This is a genomic window from Chryseobacterium gambrini (assembly GCF_900156825.1).
GTDB classification, from domain to species: domain Bacteria; phylum Bacteroidota; class Bacteroidia; order Flavobacteriales; family Weeksellaceae; genus Chryseobacterium; species Chryseobacterium gambrini.
The window spans coordinates 1-17,466 of sequence record NZ_FTOV01000004.1 but is presented as its reverse complement, the minus strand read 5'-3'; the positions used below and the strand labels follow the sequence as shown (position 1 = coordinate 17,466).

Genomic DNA, 17,466 nt, shown 5'->3' with positions numbered 1-17,466 from the left:
ATCAAAAAATAAAAAAAGCAGAAAATTATTTTCCGCTTTTCTGTTTATAAAGAATTAATGTTGAGTATATTCCGGTTCTTCAACGGGCATCATGGTCGGCATAAAATATTCATTCAGCCAGTAGAAAGTCTGTCCGTTCTGTTCGATTTTCACCGCAGGATCATTTCTGTGAGACAACATTCTGTCGGCTAAATCTTTGTAATGTTTAAAATAGGTTTTTACCGTTTCATTGGTCACAATTTTAGATTTTTTCCAGCCTTTCAGCATATATTTCGACATCAGTTCTTCATCAGAAGTATCAAAACCTGTGCTTATTCCCACGGAGTAAGACATCGGCTGTTGATAAAGATCACTTTTATCTAAAAATTTCAGAGTTGGATTGTACTTTTTCAGCAGTTTCACGTACTCGTTAATCGCTCTGGACTGGCTAAAATCTGATCGTTCCGCTCCTGTATTCTGATAAACTTCGGTGTAGAAAAGTTTTAAATTGTCAAATTCTTTTTCGGAAATTAAAATTCCTTTCTCTAATCCCGGTTTGTAGTCTTTCAGTTCTTTCGGAATGTAGCCTTTCACCAGAAACGGATTTCCGTAATTGATGAGCTGTGCAGCAATTCCTGCCGGAACGGGATTGGTAAGTCCCGGATAAAGATATTTGTACTTTACATCCACATCCGTTCTTCCTGCTCCTACTGATGAATGGAAATAGTCGTTTAAAGATTTATCCAAAGTCGTATTATCAAGAGTAACCTGTGCAATCAGGCTGTCGACAGATTTTTTAAGATAACCCGGCTTCGCGATATCTCCTTTTTTAGGAAAAATTACAAATCCCTGTGCCATACTCTGCTTCGGATAATCGAGTGAGAAAAAGCCTTCGTCTCCTTCGATGAGGCTGAAATTATTTTTAGTTAAAACATCATTCTGATTAATAATTTTCTGTTTTTTCAGTTCAGCAATATTTTTTGCGGTATTGGTTACTACATTTTCTGCCATCAAAACAAAATCATTGTAGGTATCGGATGATCTCGCGCTGGTCTGGAACATGATCAGTCTCGCCTGAGCCTGCGTTAGAGAATTGATGACTCCGTACATATTTCCGCCCTGACTGGACGATGTTCCCACCGTTATGACAATATTGGTTTCATCCGGAACGTTAGACAAAAGGTTTCCGGCTGCCATTAAACCTTCGTTTACCGGCTGATAACCGCTGTTGCTTACACAGTTCATCTCATTGCTTTTCTGATCGATGAAGGTGGTGATTTTGCTGTAATCTGTGCTTAAATTTGAAACCGCTACATTGTCTCCACAGGAATTATTTTTGTACAAAACAACTCCGTATTTTACCTGATTAAAGTAAGACGGTTTCTCGAATCTCAACTGTAAATCCTGTAATAAAGATTTCACAATCGGAGCATAAGGTGCATTCGGAGCACTGATGTCTAAAGCAAATACGATATTTATTTTTTTATTTTTTTCTGTAATTTCCCGATAACGGTCGAAATAAATCGGCTCTCCCAATACATTGAAAACGTAATTTTTGCTGTAATCTAAAATATTGGTAAAATACTTTGTTTTAGAATCCGGAGCGGGCGGTTCATTTAACGGTAATGTTACAGGAAAAATATTTTCAAGCGGTGTTCTTTTATTTACATCCGTTAATAAAACGGCGGTTCTGTTTTCGGTTTCGTTTCCTCCCGGAGAACCTTCATGAATTCCCAGTGTGGTTTCGGTAATTCCTGTTGTATTTTTCATTTTAACAGCAGAACGTTCTCCCCATGTGGAAACTACGTTGGAACTTACCCATCCGTACAGACTTGTACTGATGCTGTCGATATCAATGTTTGGTTTTTTACCCACCAGAAATCTTTTGTTGTTTTCTGCCTGTTTGTAGACGTATACGATCTGCCCGTTAGGAATTTTCACATCTGCCTGTTCAATAAGACTTGGCGAATTGAAAACCATGATGGAATCGTTCTTATAATATCTTTCTGAGTTTTTGATGACCTCACTGTTGCTCGGAACAATGGCTACTCTTACCGGAAAGCCTGTCTTTTCGCTTTTTAAGGAATTGCTCCATAAAAGAAGATCAGATTCAGGAATCCAGCCGTAGGTTTTAATCTGTTTGGAAGATACTTTTTTCATGAGCGCATCCGGAATGTACTCTGCTACTTTTACCATTCCGTCGCGGTTTTTTAACACCATTAAAGGTTCCAGAAATTTAACTTCTTTATAGGATTTTTCATCGCTTTTATCGAGATATGCGGTATTTCGGGATCTGTCGGATATGGCAATCCACGGAACTGATTTTTTAGGAAAACCGTTGACGACCGGTGAATTATCAACCTGTCCGTAATGGGTGGGTTCGGGAGTTCTTTTCGACGGCAGTTTTACCTGACAGCTTACGAGCAATACTGAAACTCCGATATAATATGCTGCTAGAGGAAGTGTATTTTTCATCCTGATTTATTTAATGATTGGTGTGGTGGTTCAAAAAAAATTCTGAACGGAAATTATTTACTTTGGTTAATATCAACTTTGGTTACGCAGTTCTGCGCATCATCGAAGTTCACTTTCACGGTCTGGATCACCATGTTTTTATCAAACTGAAGTCCTGCACAGTACATATAAAAATTATTGACTTTGCTGTCACTAACTTTTACGACTGTATTTTCATTGTTGCACAGATAGGTTCTCAGTAAATAATTGTAATGCATATTGAAGCTGTTTCCGTTGGCAATCTGCTGAAGATGATATTTAAAATCATTATCTATTTTAGCATAGGCGTCTTCTACACTTACCTCTTCTTCAAGCGCATCATAAGCGGGAAGAATTTTAATCTGATGAAGAATCGGCTCTGCACTTTCGTCGGTGTAAAGCGTTACGACATAATCTCCCGGCTTTTTGTAGGAATAGATTGCCATTTTATCTTTGGAATCGATATTTCCGGTTTCTCCGAATTTCCAGGTAAACTGTTTGGCATCGGAAATCGCACGGAACTGTACGTTTTCAAACTGCATTGCCTGAGTCTGTGCGTCGATTAAAGTTCTTGTTTTTGCAGAATCTACAGGCTTCGGAATTGATCTTGCGGAAACCATTACAGGAAAAGATTTGGAATATTTATTATCAATAATCAACGTTACCTGATAATATCCCGGTCTGTTGTAAAAGTGGAAGCCGCTGTTTTTATCGCTTGAAGTTCCGTCTCCGAAGATCCATTTTTTGGTTTTCGCAAACTGGGTTTTATCTTCAAACAAAAGAGTGTCTCCTACTTTCAGGGAAGAGGGATAAACAACCCCTACAATATCATCTGCGGAGTGTATTACCTTCTTCTGCAGCCACAATGCAACCAGTGCTGCAATGAGCAGCGTCGCAATAACACCGATGATAATGTTTTTTTTGTTTTTTTGAAAATAATTCATAGTTAATGATTGTGTGATGTGTGTGTTTTATTTGGTGTGTCTTATGAAAAGGATGTTAAAATTTACTGAGTCCGTGCTTTTAAAGCTGTTTCCCGCTGAAAAAGCTGACTTTTCTTTTCTTTAAAACCTATGGAGCATTCTTCAAACTGTTTTTCGAAGCTTTTAATGTTTTCCGTTTTGCTGGAAATTACTTTTTTGTCGTTGAAATACATTTTGTAGAATTTCGCAATCTGCGGATACGCATCTTTTCTGATGTCTGAAATATTGTCTCCGTTCTGGAAGTAATTGGCAACATCATTAATTCCGTACATAATATTGCTTTCCACGAAAGGCTGCGGCGATTCGTCTGTCAGCTTATTAATCATAGAAAATGTGCTGTCTAAGGTTTTGTAGGAAAATTTCTGCTTCTGATCGAATTTTGCCTTTTCTTCAAGATTCTGTACCGAGATCATGTCTTCGTCTGAAAACGGAGATTCAAAACCTTTTAAAAAGATAATTGCCAGAAAAATAAGCGCTGCAAAAAGCATTAAGATCAAATATAAAAACTGATAATGCCTTTCTTTTTTCGATAGTGTGATTTGTCCCTGCATAATTTTAGTTTTTATCTTCTTCGTCGGCTTCCCGAAAATTTTCTTGTAGGATCTACCCTGAGTTCGTGGTTTACAATGCCTACTTTACCGCGGCATTCGCTGAGATCCCGTAAAGCATTCTGCTCTTTGTAAGAAACGTTCACGATCTGGTTTTTCAGTGCAAGCATCGGCTCAATCTGCTTCATGAGGATGGAATAATGCTTAAAATTGTCGGCACTGTCTTTTCCCATGATGTTTTTGGCATCTCTTACGTTATCCATAATGTAGTTGCGGAGGAAAATATCATTATCCACCTTATTGATATCGAGCTGATCCATACGATACAGGATGCTGTCGACGTGAATCCTGAGAAGGTCGCTTCTGGTGAGCAGTTCGCGGTAGTCATCCGCCTGTTTTTTGATTCCTTCCCGCTGGATATCATAGCTTTTAAAAAAGAAAAAGACACAGATGAAGGATACACCCGATAAGACAATGAATGATAGAACAAATTTCCAAATGCCTACCCTAACGTCTGCTTTGTTTAATTTTTTCTCCCTGATCGAAGACATATTTTGTGATTTGGTTTGGTTCTGTGAAATTATAAAAAAATAATTTATGCACAAAATTTAAGTTTTTACCTTAAATAATTCTATTTTTTGAATTAAATTAAGATTAATTTTCACTTTCAGCATATTTTCCTAATTTAGTGATCTGAATTTTAATTATCATCCACCAAATCGATATTAAAAGTGAGCAAAATATTAACCAATACTGTGCGATTTTCTATTGCCGACAGTGATTTTTATTTTAAAAAAATAATGATCAAAACGCTGACGGAAAATCCTTTCTACATGCTGCTGAACGACTGCAACAACGGGCATGAACTGATCAGCAGGAATTACAGAAGGCAGGAAGATGTATTTATTGTAGAGCTTTTTATGCCTGTTCTCAGCGGGCTGGAAGCCATTAAATACATCCGGAAAAGCGATTCTGAAACCCCAATTATTACATATTCCGGAACGTATCAGGAAGATATGGCGGAAATTCTTTCTAAAATTCCCAATACTTTCTACTGCCAGAAAAAAAGTACGATTATTAAAGAAATTATCAAAGGAAAAATTACCTCAGACAGCTTCGATTATGAAGCCTATACGAAACAGTGGGAACAGCAGCCTTTAGCGGTAATGGATTATATGAACCGCCAGAAAAAAAGTCAGGAAGAACTTTCTCCTACAGAAATTCAACTGATGAAATTCTGCTATGAAGGCTTCAGTAACAAGGAGATAGGAGAAAAACTGAATCTCAGCACGAGAACCATTGACACGTACATTAACCGCCTTACGGAAAAGCTCGGACTGAAGACAAAACTGCACCTCATCCGCTTCTGCGTGGAGAATGGCTACTACAATTCGAGTATGTAATCGTGACTTACGACGACATCTATACAGAATAAATACTGAGTTCTCAACCTCTTATCAAAAAATATTTTACCACTAATTTGCTAATATTCAATTTTTTTAACTAAATTTGCACACCTAAAATTTAAAATTAAAATAAGGAAATGACAAAGGCAGAATTGGTAAACACCATCTCAAATAAGTTGGGAACCGAAAAGAATGAAACACAGAAAGTTGTAGAGGCATTTATGCAAGAAATCAGGACTTCTATGTATAATGGAGATAACGTTTATCTAAGAGGTTTTGGATCTTTTATCATTAAAACAAGAGCAGCAAAAACAGGAAGAAACATCTCTAAAAACACTGCCATTGAAATCCCTGCTCATAACATTCCTGCTTTCAAACCATCAAAATCTTTTGTGGAGAAAGTAAAAACGAAAGTTACAGTAAAATAAGACATTAACTGAATATTAACTAGTTACTAAAAAATTATAATTATGCCAAGCGGAAAGAAAAGAAAAAGACACAAGGTTGCAACTCATAAGAGAAAGAAAAGAAGAAGAGCGAACAGACATAAGAAGAAATAATCTCTTTTTCTCGAGATTTACAATATAAAGATATAGTTGGTGATTTTAAATTTTAAAGCCTCACCGACTATATTTTGTTTTGCAACTATAAGATGTCTAAGGAAAAGAACGTTTTATATTTTATCAAAAAAATTATCATTCATTCAATTGTTATGCTTAACTTAAGGTTAAAATTTATTTGATGAAAAAAACACTCTTTTCCTACAATCTTAACAATTTTATCTTACAACAAAATGAAGAAAGAACTAATAGTTTCGCATGAGGATGATCTTACAAAGATTGCACTGCTGGAAGACGGAAGACTATGTGAACTTCATGAGCAAGAGGACAAAAGCGATTTTATAGTTGGAGATTTGTTTGTTGGGAAAGTAAAAAAACTGGCACCTAACCTTAATGCAGCTTTCGTAAACATCGGATACGAAAAAGACGCCTTTTTGCATTATCAGGATCTGGGACCACAGTATCTTACGTACAGAAAATTTTTACGAGATACCATTTCCAAAAAACAGAATACTTCAAGCTTAAAAAATTTCGAGATACAATCCGAAATAGACAAAAACGGAACGGTAGACAAGGTAATCGCCAAAGACGATCTTGTTCTGCTTCAGATTACCAAAGAACCCATTTCTACCAAAGGACCGAGAATTTCCACTCAGGTTTCTTTAACAGGTCGTTTTTTGGTACTTATTCCTTTCGATAACAAAGTTTCGATTTCCAAGAAAGTGAAAAGCTTTGAAGAAAAAGAGAGACTGAGAACCTTAATCGAAAGCATCAAGCCTGAAGGATTCGGGGTTATTATAAGAACCGTAGCCGAAGGCAAAAAAGTTGCAGACCTGCACAATGATATGAATCAGCTGATTCAGAAGTGGGAAACAACCTTCAAAAATATACAGAAAAATAAAGTTCCGTCCAGAGTCTTAAGCGAAGATGATAAAGCTTCAGCTATTTTAAGAGACAATTTCAACCAGGATTTCGTGAGCATTACCTGCGACGACGAACAGATGGTGGAAGAAATGAAAAACTATCTGGAAGTTATCGCTCCGGAAAGGAAAAATATTGTCCATTTTTACGATTCCCATATTCCTCTTCTGGAATATTACAATGTTGAAAAACAGCTCAAACAAAGCTTTGGAAAACACGTCAATATCCCAAGCTCAAAAGGTGCTTATCTGGTGATAGAACACACTGAAGCGCTTCACGTAGTCGACGTAAACTCCGGAAATAATATCACAACCGGAGCTGCCGTAAACAAAGAACACGCCTTAAAGGTGAATAAAATGGCAGCAACCGAGATCGCAAGACAACTGCGTCTCCGTGATATGGGTGGAATTATTGTGATCGATTTTATCGACATGCCCAACGCAGAACACAGAAGAGATCTGTACGAACATCTGAAAGAAGAAATGAAGCGAGACAAAGCCCGCCATAAGATTCTTCCGCCGAGTAAATTCGGGCTGATACAGATTACCAGACAAAGAAACCGTCCGGAAAAACAGATCGACACCAAAGAAGAAAACCCGAACAAAGACGGAGAAATCGTAGCTCCGATCGTGATCGTGGAAAGAATGGAAGAAACCCTGAGAACCATTATGCAAAAGGAAAAAGGAAAACTTTACCTGCATGTACATCCATTTGTGGAAGCTTACCTTACGAAAGGAATCAAAAGCATCCAGATGAAATGGTTTATGAAATACAAAAAGTGGGTAACCGTTATTCCAAGGGATTCTTTTAAATATTTAGAATACAGAATTTACAATTCCAATAAAGAAGAATTGATAGGATATTCTAATTAATACAAAATTTTAAACCTCTAGAAAACTAGAGGTTTTTTTATATATTTGTATCAGATTACACAAAAGAATTTTAAACACAAATGAGAAAACTATTATTTCTTGTGCTGCTTACTGTAGTACATCTTACTTTTGCACAGATTCTATCATACGACAGCTCTTTTGCTTCAAACGGAAAATATACAGTTACAGGCTCTAATAATTATTATTGGAACAGAATTATTCAAAATTCAGACAACAGTATTTATTTTACTTACGCAAAAGACAATCCCTCATTAGGAGCTCCCGAATGCGTTGTATCCAAGCTTAATGCTAACGGAACAGTGGATACATCTTTTGGAAATAACGGAGAAACAATAATTAGTAATTATTTCAGTGGTGAACAAAGTGAACTGAAAAAACAAACTGACGGGAAAATTCTCATTATGTGTTTCTATTCCAGTGGATCCGCAATTGTAAGATTACTTCCAAACGGACAACTCGATACAACATTTGGAATAAACGGAATTGCTAAAATTGATAACATAGGAACAGATTACAACAGTACAGGATATGGTTTCTATCTTCAAAACAGTAAAATAATTGTTTATGGATATGCAGCTCCCGGACCAGGCATTCATTATACAAGCATCTACAGATTAAACAATAATGGAAGTATCGATACTACTTTCGGAAATAATGGGTCTTTCAACACTTTAGGAAATTTTATATTCTTAGATAACCAATCCAATATTATCAGTTTCATAAGCAATAATACCAATGCTTATACATACGGAGCTTTAGAAAAATACAATAATAACGGACAACCTTTTACCAGCTTCGGAAATAATGGAGTGCTTGCTTTCACCTCAAATCCGGGAGGCGTTAATTCCGCTTTCATGGACAGCAATAACAATATCGTATGTTCGAATATTAATAATGAAATATTTAGAATCAAACCTAACGGAGATCACGATAACACTTTTGTTTTTGACAGCAATTCTTTTCCTTTCAACGTAATTGCATTATCATCAATAATTAATGAAAAAAATGGAAATTATTATATTTCAGGATTAACCGGTTCGTTCGGAGAGACATTCTTTATTTCTAAAATTACTTCAACCGGGGCGATTGATCCTATCTTCAATTATTATTCTGAAACAACAGGAACACCGTATTTTATCGGCGAAATGATTATTAACGATAACAATATTATTGCTGTAAAAGGCGTAGATAAGATTTTAAAATTCATGTTGAATACTTCTACATTATCTGTTTCCAATGAAGCAAAAACAGATGTCCCATTTATTGTAATTGAGAATCCTGTAAGACAAAATTTAGTTTATAAATCGAAAGAAAAAATAGGCAAAATAGACATTTATTCTATCGACGGAGAGCTTCTAAAGACCATACGAGAAAACAATTCAGATATTTCTGAACTTCCGAAAGGAGTTTTCATTGCAAAAGTAACTTTAGATAATGGTAACGTTTTAACAAAAAAGATTATCAAAAATTAATTTTAACGCATAAAATTTAAAATCTCCGTATTTTTACGGAGATTTTTTATGATCTGATTTTCATAATTTTACACGCTTATTATAAAAACTAATACCTGAAATGAGAAACATTTTCTCCTTTATTCTATTGTTGTCTTTTTTTGTTGCTTTTGGTCAGAAAGAGGATTCGTTAGCCCTAAATAAAATAATTAAAATAGAAGATTCTTTACTGAGTAAAATCATCTATGAAACTGATACAGTTTCATTAAATTCAAAAAGTATTATCCAAATTCAAAATGAAATTCTTTTAAGATACAATCAATTTGTTCTGGATTATCCGAATTCTGAATATTTATTTGCAGCATTTTTAGGCAAAGCATCTAAGGAACAAGGTCTTCATCAATATAATGATGCAAAAAAATCCTATCTTTTTTGTTTAAAATTAATTGAAGATCAAAAAATCGGCAAAGAGCATGACAACCAATCTCTAAATTCATATCTAAATCAAATCTATCAAAGCCTTGCAGACATTGAACTTGAAAATAATAATTTCACAGAGGTAATAAAATTTCTGGATAAAGCGAATGAACATCCTTTTAAGTCTTTTTGCGGAAATGCCAATGCAATGGAACACATTCTAATAGCAGAAAAATACAGTAAAAGTTACATCGGACTAAAGGAAAATGAAAAAGCACTGGATATTTTAATCCCATTATTGATAGAAAATGGTTTGGCTGATAATTCTGAAATCATTAAGCAGGCTTATGATCTTCTTTTAAAAAATAACACAAAAGAAGATTTAAAAATAAAATTTGAAAAAGCATTTAAAAATTTGATTTCAGAAAAGAAAATGAACGGCACATACAAGTACACTGTTTACAGCATTAAATTTTTAGACAGAAATGTAACACTTCCGTATTGGAAACTGTATGATGCAACAACTGAAAAAGACCGAGAAAAAATAGTAAAAAGTATTCTTAAAAATTCGAAATTCTATGCTCTTCTGATAAATTAAAACGGAAAGATCAAATCTGAATCCATGGAGGTGAAATAATAGTAGTTTTCAGTGCTTTAGCATAAAGTAAATTATAAAATTTATTTTGACAGTAAATTTTGATAGGATCTTCTTCATAAATTAATGTTCTAAAGATTAAAAACTTCATCTTAAAGTAAACTAATTTCATTTCTGGCTCAATAAATTTTCCGGTAAAACAAATCCCAAAAGTGTTAGTTAAATATTTTTCTAAATTGAAATGAACCATTCAAAACCACTATAAATACGGACATCCATCATCAATAACTCTACAATTTGGCTTCAAAACTCAAATTAAAGGGAATTATTTATCAAATAATCATAAAAAAATAAAATATTTTACACATTTAACTACAATAATAATATATTTTTTGATTATATTTATTAAAATATTATGTTTTTTTCTTATTTTTATATAAACTAAAACTAATCATGATGAGACCAAGATTAACCATCTTCGACGAACCTCTGTTGTATACGGAAGGGCTCTCAAAACTTCTCGAACAAAGTGGAATTTTCACAACAATTGATATTTGCAACTGCCCGGAAGCATTAAAAATACTTTTGAAGGACGATCCGCCGGAATTTCTCATGATCAGTGCCAATATGCTGATTTTTACGGAACTATATAAATCTGTGGAAAATATTACCACCGAAAATAAAGCGATTAAGATTATTATTATAGGAAACGATTATGATGTGATCGACATCCGGAAATTATTCAACAAAGGCATCAAAAGCTACCTGGATAAAAACAGCAGCTACGATGAATTTATAAAATCAATCGAGGCACTACTTTCCAATGAAATTTATGTCTGCAATCATGCAAAAGACAGAATGGTAAATTTCATCAGCAACGAACAGGACACGGGGAAAAACTCAATAAAAGATCCGTTAACGAGGCGCGAAATGGAAATCCTGAAATTAATCTGCGACGGACTCAGCAGCAAAGACATCTCTGAAAAACTTTTCATAAGCATAAACACGGTAGAAACACACAGAAAAAGAATTCTTTTAAAACTGAATGTAAAAAATTCGGTAGGAGTTGTAAAATATGCATTGGAAAATCATATCATAGATTAAACGGCAGCTCCAATTTTTCATTAAAAAAAATTCCAAACTTACGGGTTTGGAATTTCCTTTTAAGAACCATGAAAAAATCAAAAAATGTTTCCGATTAAAAGGTGAACAGCCAATTGTACTTTACAGGCAAATGGTAATTAAGGATTGACAGCTAACCATTCGCACTGAATGTCTTTGAATTGGCCATTCACAGATAAGTAATTTCATAAACGTTATTCGTAATCCGGCATTTCCGCGTTACTGAAAAGAACAGCTCTAGTGAGATCCGTCATCGAGCTGTTCAGATCAATAACCATAACATTCCGTTGGGAGATGTTATCATTAGAAGTATTCATGAAAATTACCTGAGCATTGTTCGGCGAAAATCTGGGATCGAGATCGTTGGTTCCCATCACCTTATCGCTTTCCACCGAGATATCGTGGTTTGTGTTTGTTGTTAGATTATAGACAAAAACATGGGAATCCAGTTGTCTGTAATTACCGGAAGTATCCTGATATCCTGAAATATCCCGCGAATAAAGCAGCATTTGTCCGTCGACGGAAAAATTCAGTCCGCCACTGGCTCCGGGAAGTCCCGTGAGAACGGTTTTAAGAACATTTCCCAGCATATCAATCACGTAAATTTTTGAATTGTAACCGCTGTAATCATTGGTTTTTAATGCTATTTTAGTTCCGTCATAGCTCCAGTCGCACTCGGAGATCATGCTTCCGTCCGGCGTGGTGTAAACGAGATTCAGACCGCTTCCGTCTTTATTAATTCTGTATAATTTATTAAAATTTGCATATAAAAATTCCTGTCCGTTTGTACTCCAGGAAAAATCCAGCTCATCATTCCTGAAGCCTGCAACCGGCACTGTGGTTACTTTAAAAAGATTGGAACCATCCGGATTTGCAGTGTAAATATGATTGCTTCCGCCTTCAGTTCTTAAAAAAGCAACCAGCCCTGAATTATTATTTTTTCTCGGACGCCAACTGTTGAAAGAAGAATTGGTAAACTGAAAATTCGTTCCTGAAGCATCACTGGAAACGATCACAAGATTCCCGTTGAGTTTCCGAACATAATGATAGCGGTTCGTTGGAACTGTACTGGTGGTAAATTTACCGATGGCACTCATCACCGGAGGATGAATCCCATCTGAAACGGAAACCTGCCAGAAATAGCTTACTCCGTAATTAAGATTGGAAAGGGTGTAATGTTTTACCGTTACATCATTTACCTGAACCACATTTGTATTAACGTTATTTTTAATTGTTAAACTGTATGTAAGTTCATCTTTGGTATCCGGATCGCTTGCATTCCATGTAAGTTCTACACTTAAAGGCTGACTGACCGCATTATCAACAGGACTTAATAATACCGGAGCTGTGGGAGGAGAATTTAAAGATTTGTCATCATCCATTTCAAAAACCACACTCACCGCCTGATTATTGGTCTGAATATTAACCGCCTGATAATTGGTAACGTAGCCGGTAAGTTCTGCTTTTACAGAATAATTCCCGATAGGCATTCCTGTAATTTCAAAAGATCCGTCTGCTGCGGAAAACACAGTCTGTGTACTGGGAGAAGTGAAAATTTTCACATTGGCAATCGGGGCATTGGTTCCTCTTTTTACTACTTTCCCTTTTAGCGTTCCTGTCTGTGCCTGATCTACAAGCTCTTCATTGCAGGAAAACAGAAGCAGGGAAAAAATAAATATGCTGAATATTTTAAGTATTGTTTTCATAGTTCAGGGTTTATTGGTTACCGATATAAAAATTAAGTCCCAGCGAAAATCTCAGTGCCTGATCTTTTCTTTGCCCGTTGATAAGCCCCTCCCATTGATCTTTAAAACCCAGATCGTACTGAGAAGATGCTCTTAAGCCTATATTTTTAGCAAAAATATACTCGAAGCCGCCGCCAAACTGTGCTTTGTACTGAGGTTTGATCTCAGAATACATCACTCCTGCTCCACCGTAAATGTAGGGTGTGAATTTATATTTCGGGAAAAGCAGATATTCGATATTAATTTCCGGAACAAGGAAAGTTCTTTTTACAATGTTTTCATTTTCTAATGTAAATACGTTTGAATTGAATTCAAGATTGAAATTAGGATTCATGAAATATTTAAAACCCAGTTTTCCGCCAATATTCATTTTGGGATTTACGTAATCGTCTTTAATTTTTTGTGCTTCCAAGTTTCCGAAAACAGCAAAATTCTTTCGGTAACTGCCCGGAAATTTATTTCCGATCGCTCTGTTTACATTATTTTTCTGCTCTCTGTCATATTCATCCAGTATTGCCTGATAATTCTCAATATTATCGGCTGATTTCCCCCAGATCTTATCTTTAATTCCTTCTACAATCAACCCTTTTACTGCTTTTTCAATCGCTTCGGTAACGGCAAGCTGAACAGGCTCGTTCTGCGTTAAACCGACTTCTGCTTCCAGCAATCTTTCGGTATCGATATATCTGAAAAAACTTCCGTTAACGCTTGTGGATAGAATGGTTTTTGAAGTATAGACAGTTTTAAGAATTTCGCCATTTAATGTAGAAACGGCACGCAGATAAATGGTAATCCGATCCTGTCGGTATTGTGTAGAAGCCCCGATTCCGAAATATCTTGCACCCAGTCCGCCTGTCATAATATTGCTGTCATAGGAAATAACGCCTCCTTCGAGTAAAATTCCGGCGTATAAGAGCGGAGGCAATGCCTGACTGTTTTTATCGGCATCTTTAAGGTATTCCTGCCTTGTGGAACGGATGATCTGCCTTTCGTTTAAGAGGTTGGCAATATTTTCTCTTTCAATCGGGATAAACCATTTGCTGTCTTCTAATGCTTTGATTAAAATGGTGGTGGTTCCCTGCGGAACGGCTGTACTCCAGTTGTTTCCGTTTTCAGCAGGTTTGTACTGCCCTGTCTGATCCCGGAATTTATATACTCCGATCACGATTTTTTCTTTGGGCAGGGGTAAATTTTTAAGTTCTGTGGTGTATTGCGTGCTTTCGCCAAGCGTAGACTTTTCCGGACTGGAGGGCAATCCGAGCAAAGAGCTGCATGCCTGTAGAATGCACAGCATTATCACCCAGAAAAAAATTCTGGTGTAGGTTGTGGATCTCATGGTCAAAAAAATTAGTAATTGGTAATCTTCTTTATTTTGGAATAACAATCTCGGACTGATCGCCTGTTTTGGTATCCAAAATGTTAATCAGCAGTCCCTGAGCGGTAGCGGTAATCTGTAAGTACATGGAGCCGAACAGGTAATTTCCCGGCTGAATACTTCCTTCTCCGAACTGGTCTGCAAATAATTTCCTGGACAGCTCACTCAAAACCTGACGGTTAAGGCTCTGGCTGAAGCTGTCGAGAGAATTAAAATTATCGAGTAAGCTGTTGCTTTTTTTATCATCAAACTGATTCTGAGCATTGGCAGAGCTTAAAAGCCACTGATAATTAAATGTATCTCCTCCGAAAGCGGGATTAATGGGCTTGTAAACGAGCTGTTGTGCTTTTCCTGAGAAAATTCCCGCAAAAATGCTGAGTAGAGTAATAAGAGTTTTCATGGCTGGTGTTATTAATAGATGAATTCATTCTTGATCAGATTTTTTTTAGCATTAAATTCTTTTATATACTTTAAAGTGGCAACCAACTGTTCTTTCAGGTAATCTTCGCTTGGGTTGGTTATAAAACTGTATATAATTTTATCTTCAATTTCGATATTGATCTGTCCGTTGGTTCCGCGGACGGGAAGTTCTGAAATTTTTACAGCGGCATTGAGTTTATCCTGAATCTGGCTGTAATTCATATAAAACATATCATAGAAGTCCTTTCCTACTTTGCTTTTGGTTTCATCAATCGTTAAACCTTTTAATTCGAAAAAAACATCTTCTTCAATTCCTGCAATTTTCTTTCTGAACAAATCTCCGTTGAGCTCAAGACTGTCTTTCGCAATAAGCTTCTGGGTTTCTTCATCTTTTACATAGAGAAAAGCTTTTAAAGCGTCTTTCTTTTCAAGATTTACGTTTATTTCAGACAAAACCTTTACTTCGTTGGGATTGATTGAAAATTTACCGCTCTGCTTGTTATTGGAAAGGTTTCCTCCGTTTCCTTTTTTAATTGAAATCAGAAGATAATTCAGTTCTGCATAGATTGAGGTGTTATTGGCAACCACTGCTTTCAGCTGAATCTGGTCTTCAACGACTTTGCTTTCTATTTTTACCGTGACTTTTTTATCCTCCTGACTGAAAGTGGTGTGTGACAGAAGGATAAAAAAAGTACACAAAATAAAGGAAAACCTGTTTTTCATCACCTGATTTTTAATAATTCCTCATGAAGATGGTTTTGTTATCGCCTTTTACGTGGATCTGCAAACCTTCGGATATACTGTTGCTTCCCGTGATATCAATAATATTGTTATTGCCTTGAGTTGTAACTGCAGTTTTTGTTTCTGCTTCCGAAAATGAATTCACAAAGTAAAGCGCATTATAGTCTCCCGACTGTCTTACCGCAATATCTGTTTTGGCATTGATGGAAAGCTCTGCATGATTACCGTTACCCATCTGAATAATATCGGAGGAAGCTGCAAGATCCGGATTCTGTACAGTGATAACGCTGAGAACATTATTGCTGTTAATCCTGTCCCAATCTATCTGTTGAGATTTTACAGATAGGAAGAAGAACATTGCAAAGACACCCCATCTTAGAGTAAACATGATTATTAATTTTGATAAAGTTAGTCTAATGTAACATGGCACAAAACACGTGTAATCGGTAATCTTTTAAAATCACTGGTTTCAGTTACGTAGAAATACCGACTGAAAATGGCTGTTAAAAAATCAAAAGGAGAGACCGCAGTCTCTCCCAAACTTCAGATTACAGAAGTACTAATTTGATTGATTAACCATTAAAGAATTATTGTTTCCTATTTGACTTCCAACGTGGATGTGTGCATCTCCGCTTTGGCTTACCGCCGCCAGATTTCCGTCACCGGACTGTGTATTCATAGCGCTGTTTCCATCGCCGATCTGCAGTTGAACCAGCAGGTTGTCGTCTCCTGTCTGGCTTCCCATTGCCATATTATCATCCCCCACCTGGAAGGCTGCAGCAATGTTATTATCGCCTGTCTGAATATTTGTTGCACTGTTATCATTACCCTGCTGATATTGCAGCAAAGTGTTCTCATCACCTACCTGAGTGGAGGAAGCTTCGTTTCTCTGTCCTAACTGGATCTGGGTAGCAGCATTGCTATTCCCCCACTGGAAAGAAGAAGCATCATTTCTTACCCCGTCCTGATACTGAACAGCGGTATTCATATTTCCCCACTGTGTAGAAGATGTTTCATTTCTTGTTCCGAGCTGTGTCTGCTGTGTAGAATTCAGCATACCTACCTGCCATGTTGTGGCTTCGTTACGATTTCCGGTCTGGCTTGTAAGATTTGAATTTCCGATACCGGTCTGCTCTACGTCTACAGCATTTCGGTTTCCTAAACTTTCTGCCTCATTTGTGTTTAAAATTCCAACCTGATCAATATCCGCAGTATTTCTGTTACCATCCTGATTCAACTGATTTACGTTCATCAGACCTGTCTGGTCTACTGTAGCAACGTTCATGTTTCCGTTTTGAGTGCTCATGTCCATATTTGCCTGTGCAAATGTGAACCCCATGGCCAATAGTGTAAATACACCTGTAACTAAGTTTTTCATATTATTAAAATTAATTGGTTAATAGTAAGACAAAGGTAGGCTGTACAGGAACTCCGCGAACCACAATAAAATGGTAAATTTTAAAAATCACTGATTACAGTACGGTTTTGTCACCGTTTGCTGGTTTTACCGCATCACGGGTTCTGATTAGGGGAAAATACGGGCTGAGCTTATGATTTCTCACGAAAAATCTCATTTCATCGAGTTCATAAGATTGAGAAAAGGAAATCTTTGACTGTAAAATATTATCTGCAATTAATACTGATGATTCTTTTAAACAAAATCCTAATGATGTGTTTAGGACAGCAAGGATCCTTATAATTATGTACTTTTCTCATCTTTACGCCATCTGCTCTGTAAAGATAATTCGTATTTACATATACTTTATTGCTCCTGTCGTAACTTGCAAAATCACTGAACTTAATGTATTTCGGAAGAT

General features: G+C 36.2%; 17 protein-coding genes. 6 read left to right on the top strand and 11 right to left on the bottom strand.

The window, feature by feature from the left end:
* Positions 1–54: 54 nt before the first annotated feature.
* From tssR to tssO, 4 genes are all read right to left on the bottom strand, one after another.
* Entirely contained in the window at positions 55–2,454 is a 2,400-nt protein-coding gene (gene tssR / locus BW951_RS09140) for a type VI secretion system protein TssR domain-containing protein (RefSeq protein ID WP_076392029.1), read from the bottom strand.
* A 53-nt stretch (positions 2,455–2,507) separates the two neighbouring features.
* A complete protein-coding gene (locus BW951_RS09135) occupies positions 2,508–3,416 on the bottom strand; it encodes a PKD domain-containing protein (protein WP_076392027.1) in 909 nt (302 codons plus the stop codon).
* A 62-nt stretch (positions 3,417–3,478) separates the two neighbouring features.
* Positions 3,479–4,006 (bottom strand): type VI secretion system transmembrane protein TssO, encoded by a 528-nt coding sequence (locus BW951_RS09130; protein ID WP_076392025.1) that lies wholly within the window; start codon positions 4,004–4,006, stop codon positions 3,479–3,481.
* Positions 4,007–4,017: 11 nt separating this feature from the next.
* Positions 4,018–4,554 carry a type VI secretion system TssO gene (gene tssO, locus BW951_RS09125; RefSeq protein ID WP_076392023.1) on the bottom strand — a complete coding sequence of 179 codons (537 nt, stop codon included), beginning with the start codon at positions 4,552–4,554 and terminating at the stop codon, positions 4,018–4,020.
* A gap of 180 nt (positions 4,555–4,734) precedes the next feature.
* On the opposite strand from tssO, the gene BW951_RS09120 reads away from it, so the two are divergent.
* From BW951_RS09120 to BW951_RS09090, 6 genes are all read left to right on the top strand, one after another.
* On the top strand, positions 4,735–5,406 hold the full coding sequence (locus BW951_RS09120) for a LuxR C-terminal-related transcriptional regulator (protein ID WP_076392021.1): 672 nt from the start codon (positions 4,735–4,737) through the stop codon (positions 5,404–5,406).
* Positions 5,407–5,546: 140 nt separating this feature from the next.
* Positions 5,547–5,837, top strand: a complete 291-nt coding sequence (locus BW951_RS09115) for an HU family DNA-binding protein (protein WP_027388329.1) — start codon at positions 5,547–5,549, stop codon at positions 5,835–5,837.
* Between the two features lie 365 nt (positions 5,838–6,202).
* Complete coding sequence (locus BW951_RS09110; RefSeq protein WP_076392019.1) at positions 6,203–7,762, top strand: Rne/Rng family ribonuclease; 1,560 nt, start codon at positions 6,203–6,205, stop codon at positions 7,760–7,762.
* Positions 7,763–7,842: 80 nt separating this feature from the next.
* The gene (locus tag BW951_RS09105) at positions 7,843–9,255 is read left to right on the top strand and encodes a T9SS type A sorting domain-containing protein (RefSeq protein WP_076392017.1); all 1,413 of its coding nucleotides are present in this window, start codon (positions 7,843–7,845) and stop codon (positions 9,253–9,255) included.
* 100 nt (positions 9,256–9,355) lie between these two features.
* Positions 9,356–10,249, top strand: coding sequence for a hypothetical protein (locus BW951_RS09100; protein WP_076392015.1), 894 nt, complete (start codon positions 9,356–9,358; stop codon positions 10,247–10,249).
* 453 nt (positions 10,250–10,702) lie between these two features.
* Positions 10,703–11,350: a response regulator transcription factor gene (locus BW951_RS09090; protein WP_076392574.1), complete on the top strand. Its 648-nt coding sequence runs from the start codon at positions 10,703–10,705 to the stop codon at positions 11,348–11,350.
* 212 nt (positions 11,351–11,562) lie between these two features.
* Here the strand turns inward: BW951_RS09090 and BW951_RS09085 are convergent, their stop codons facing one another.
* The 7 genes from BW951_RS09085 to BW951_RS22715 all read right to left on the bottom strand — a co-directional run.
* Positions 11,563–13,074 (bottom strand): carboxypeptidase-like regulatory domain-containing protein, encoded by a 1,512-nt coding sequence (locus tag BW951_RS09085; RefSeq protein WP_076392011.1) that lies wholly within the window; start codon positions 13,072–13,074, stop codon positions 11,563–11,565.
* A 10-nt stretch (positions 13,075–13,084) separates the two neighbouring features.
* Positions 13,085–14,449 (bottom strand): CsgG/HfaB family protein, encoded by a 1,365-nt coding sequence (locus tag BW951_RS09080; RefSeq protein WP_076392009.1) that lies wholly within the window; start codon positions 14,447–14,449, stop codon positions 13,085–13,087.
* 31 nt (positions 14,450–14,480) lie between these two features.
* Positions 14,481–14,888 carry a curli production assembly/transport component CsgF gene (locus tag BW951_RS09075; RefSeq protein WP_076392008.1) on the bottom strand — a complete coding sequence of 136 codons (408 nt, stop codon included), beginning with the start codon at positions 14,886–14,888 and terminating at the stop codon, positions 14,481–14,483.
* A gap of 11 nt (positions 14,889–14,899) precedes the next feature.
* Complete coding sequence (locus BW951_RS09070; protein ID WP_084196397.1) at positions 14,900–15,631, bottom strand: CsgE family curli-type amyloid fiber assembly protein; 732 nt, start codon at positions 15,629–15,631, stop codon at positions 14,900–14,902.
* A 10-nt stretch (positions 15,632–15,641) separates the two neighbouring features.
* Positions 15,642–16,037, bottom strand: a complete 396-nt coding sequence (locus BW951_RS09065; RefSeq protein ID WP_076392006.1) for a hypothetical protein — start codon at positions 16,035–16,037, stop codon at positions 15,642–15,644.
* 171 nt (positions 16,038–16,208) lie between these two features.
* A complete protein-coding gene (locus BW951_RS09060) occupies positions 16,209–17,027 on the bottom strand; it encodes a hypothetical protein (RefSeq protein WP_076392004.1) in 819 nt (272 codons plus the stop codon).
* Positions 17,028–17,272: 245 nt separating this feature from the next.
* On the bottom strand, positions 17,273–17,466 hold a 194-nt coding region (locus BW951_RS22715), incomplete at its 5' end, for a hypothetical protein (RefSeq protein WP_175608804.1).